The organism is Acinetobacter sp. AKBS16 (assembly GCF_002899995.1).
Classification (GTDB): domain Bacteria; phylum Pseudomonadota; class Gammaproteobacteria; order Pseudomonadales; family Moraxellaceae; genus Acinetobacter; species Acinetobacter baumannii.
Genome location: NZ_POYH01000101.1, coordinates 120703 through 124477, shown reverse-complemented (window position 1 = coordinate 124477; position 3775 = coordinate 120703). Strand labels below are relative to the sequence as shown.

General features: G+C 42.0%; 3 protein-coding genes. 1 reads left to right on the top strand and 2 read right to left on the bottom strand.

The window, feature by feature from the left end; genetic code table 11:
• A partial coding sequence (locus C1642_RS18715; RefSeq protein ID WP_171304728.1) for a DUF6537 domain-containing protein occupies positions 1-1373 on the top strand: 1373 nt, incomplete at its 5' end.
• 60 nt (positions 1374-1433) lie between these two features.
• Here the strand turns inward: C1642_RS18715 and C1642_RS18710 are convergent.
• Positions 1434-2237, bottom strand: a complete 804-nt coding sequence (locus tag C1642_RS18710; RefSeq protein ID WP_000995505.1) for a thioesterase family protein — start codon at positions 2235-2237, stop codon at positions 1434-1436.
• A gap of 196 nt (positions 2238-2433) precedes the next feature.
• Positions 2434-3775: acyl-CoA dehydrogenase C-terminal domain-containing protein (locus C1642_RS18705; RefSeq protein ID WP_228154005.1), on the bottom strand; the 1342-nt coding region annotated here is incomplete at its 5' end.

Genomic DNA, 3775 nt, shown 5'->3' with positions numbered 1-3775 from the left:
TTGTGACTGTTCATACACGTGATATGAAACGTCCTGCTAAATTTGAAGGTATTAGCGCAGGATGGCCAACATCTCCAATCATTCCTCAGTTATATGATGTTCCAAGTCGTATTATGGTCGGCGGTATTGGTGGTACGGGTGTTGTGACTATCGGTGCACTTCTTGGTATGGCAGCTCACCTAGAAGGCAAAGCAACACGTGTTATGGATATGGCAGGTCTTGCGCAAAAAGGTGGTACGGTTTATTCATACGTACAACTTGCAGCAAGTGATGAGCAAATTTCTTCGACCAAAATTCCAGCAGGTCAATGTGAATTACTCATTGGTGCAGATGCGGTAGTTGCTGGTAGTGGTGCAGCCCTCTCTCGCTTAAAAGAAGATGCCTTAGTGATTGTGAATGAAGACAGCACTCCTACTTCTGAGTTTATTAAATCTCGTGACTGGTATGCACCTATTACCGATTTAATTGACCGTCTTCGTGGTCGTGTTCGTCAAGGTCAACTGGTTTCTCTACCAGCGGCTCGCATTGCCACACTACTCTTAGGTGATTCAATTTATACCAACCAGTTATTACTCGGTATGGCATGGCAATCTGGTCGCATTCCACTATTACGTGAAAGCATTGAAAAAGCAATTCGCCTAAATGGTACGGCTGTTGAAAAGAACATTGAAGCTTTCCGCGTGGGTTGTCATCTTGCAAGTGACCCGACTTTAGCTGCTCGTTTACTTGCAGCAATGCCAAAAACTAAAACTCCGCAAACTTTGGCTGAACTTGTTGAAGACCGTTCTGCTCGTCTAACAGACTACTGGAATGAAGCTTATGCAGCTAAATACCGCACACTTGTAGAATTGGCAGCTAAAAAGTTACCAGAAGAGTTAACAGGTACGATTGCAACTCAGCTTTATAGAGTTATGGCTTATAAAGATGAATATGAAGTTGCACGTCTACTAACAGGTAAAAGCTTCAAAGAATCGATCGAAACCCAATTTGGTAAAGGCTTACGTTTAACGTATCATCTTGCTCCGCCAGCGTTACTTGGTGGCCTGAAAAATGTCCGTAAACGTGCGTTTGGTTACTGGATGCGCTTCCCAATGATGATGCTTGCTCGCTTACAATGGCTTCGTGAAACTTTCCTTGACCCATTTGCACGTCAAGAAGAACGTCAACACGAACAAGCTTGGCGTGACCGTTATATCGCATTTGTTGAAGCACTTGTTGAAGCACCAGACAATCATAACTTGGCAGTTGCTGAACAAATTGCAAAATTACCGGCAGAAGTTCGTGGTTATGGGCATATCAAAATGAAAGCAATGGACGCTGCAAAACAACGTTGGGATGAACTTACCCCAACACTGCTAAAAGTCCGTAACTAAAAATTAAATCTCAAAATAAAAAAGTCATCCTGAGGGATGACTTTTTATTGGCTCAAAAATTTATTTAGTCATTTTACGTAAAGTCAAAATCTGCTCGCTTCGTCCAAATGGACCATATACATCATGTAAAACTGCACTGGTTAAACCAATGCCATCCGAACCATATTGCTGAACGGTTTCCAAACCTAGCCATTTCCCTTGCGGATAACGGTGCATGTGGATTTGTAAATCAAGATTTGGAAAGCCCCAAGTAAATTCGCCTTCTTGTCTTGGGACAATGCCGTTTGCCGCATCTACCATGCCAATTAAATGCGCAAAATCTGTGGTCGGCTGCCCTTCAACCATTTCTTTGTCATTGTTTAGCCAAACAATGCCTTTGCCCGCGCGATGCTGATCATTAGTTTTAGTGACGAGGGTCTGGATAAAACCACCCGGCCATCTTTTCATGCCCGACCATTCAGTAAAGGTATCGGGATGATGAATTGGTTGATCTTCAAGCCCCGCAATCTCGGAACTGTCTTGAGTACACATGCGCCATGCTCTAGCCACAATACAAGTTTTACCTTGCGCTTGTAGTTCTGCTTCAATCAATTCAATGGTTTTACCAGCACGAATCACATGGGTCTTAATCGTAAATTCACCAAATGCAATTAATCCAAAAATATCAAAACTAATTCGGCCAATTCGCATATCTTGTCGCGGTGAAAATTGTTCTAACTCTACTGCGATCACGCCACTTGCAGGCGCCATATGCTGTTCATGAGGGTTCCAAGCACCTTGCGCATGAACAGTTGAGCAATAATGAGCAATCACTTCACCTTGAGGACCAATTGTTCTATTCAGTAATTGATAATAAGCATTCATGATTTTCTTTCCTTAGTCCTTATACAACTTCAATATTTGATGAAAATTCACGTTTTAATGCTTATGTTAACCCTCTATTTCATTGGCTCAACTGGTTTTTCCTACCAAAAACTGATGAGTCTAAAATTACAAATTTAATCACTAGGTAAAATTTCGCATATCAATTTCACCCAGCGATTCTAGAACTTACCATTCACTAAAATGCAAAAGCATCTTGATCGAGCTCCATCACAGATTCAGCTCCAGACTCAATAGAAGCTGCATGGCTCTGTGTACGATGCAAAAGCTTTTGATAGAAAAACTTAGCTGTCGTTAATTTTGCTTTATAAAAAGCTTCCTCTTGTGTACCCGATTCTAATTTTTCATGGGCAACTTGTGCCATTCGAGCCCACAAATACGCGAACACGATGTAACTAGAAAAATAAAGATAATCTACTGAAGCGGCTCCTATTTCTTCAGGGTTGTGCTTGGCTTTCTCTGCAATCGATTTGGTCAGTGACAGCCATTGCTGCTTAAGCTCAGCTAATTTTTCTAAATAAGGTTTCAGCACTTCATTGGATTGGTGCTGGCTAATAAACTGATCAATTAAATCAGTCATGTTCTTTAAAAGTTTGCCTTCCGACTTGAGGACTTTACGTGCCAGCAGATCTAGAGACTGAATTTCGGTCGTTCCTTCATACAAGGTTGAGATACGCGCATCACGTACAATTTGCTCCATACCATGCTCAACAATAAAGCCATGTCCACCAAATACTTGAACGCCATGCTTTGCAGACTCATTACCTGACTCTGTTAAAAAGGCCTTAGCAATGGGTGTTAAAAAAGCCAGTAATTCATCGGAGTGTTTTTGCTGTTCCTGATCATTTGAGCTTTCGACAATATCGACATGCTGAGCCAAAAAGTAAGCTAGTGCACGGCCACCTTCAGAAAAAGCTTTTTGTGTCATTAACATCGAGCGCACAGCGGGATGCACAATAATTGGATCGGCATTTTTCTCAGGATATTTAGGACCAGATAACGAGCGCATGGCGAGTCGCTCTTTGGCATAACTTAATGCGCCTTGAAATGAAATTTCAGAAGCAGCAAGCCCTTGTACGGCTGTTCCAATACGTGCGGTATTCATAAAGGTAAACATACAATTGAGCCCGCGATTTTCCGGACCAATCAAATAACCTTTCGCGCCATCAAAATTCAGTACACAGGTGGCATTGCCATGAATCCCCATTTTATGTTCAATCGCACTACAAACGACTTTATTACGGTCTAGCACCTGAGCGTCATCACTCACATTAAATTTAGGCACAATAAATAGAGAAATGCCTTTGGTCCCTACGGGTGCTTGAGGCAAACGAGCTAAAACAATATGAATAATATTTTCTGAAAGATCATGCTCACCCGCCGAGATAAAAATCTTTTCACCCGTAATGGAGTAGCTACCGTCCGGATTTGGTTCTGCTTTTGTTCTAATTAATCCAAGGTCCGAACCCGCATGTGATTCGGTTAAACACATCGTACCAGTCCAGACGCCACTAATGAGC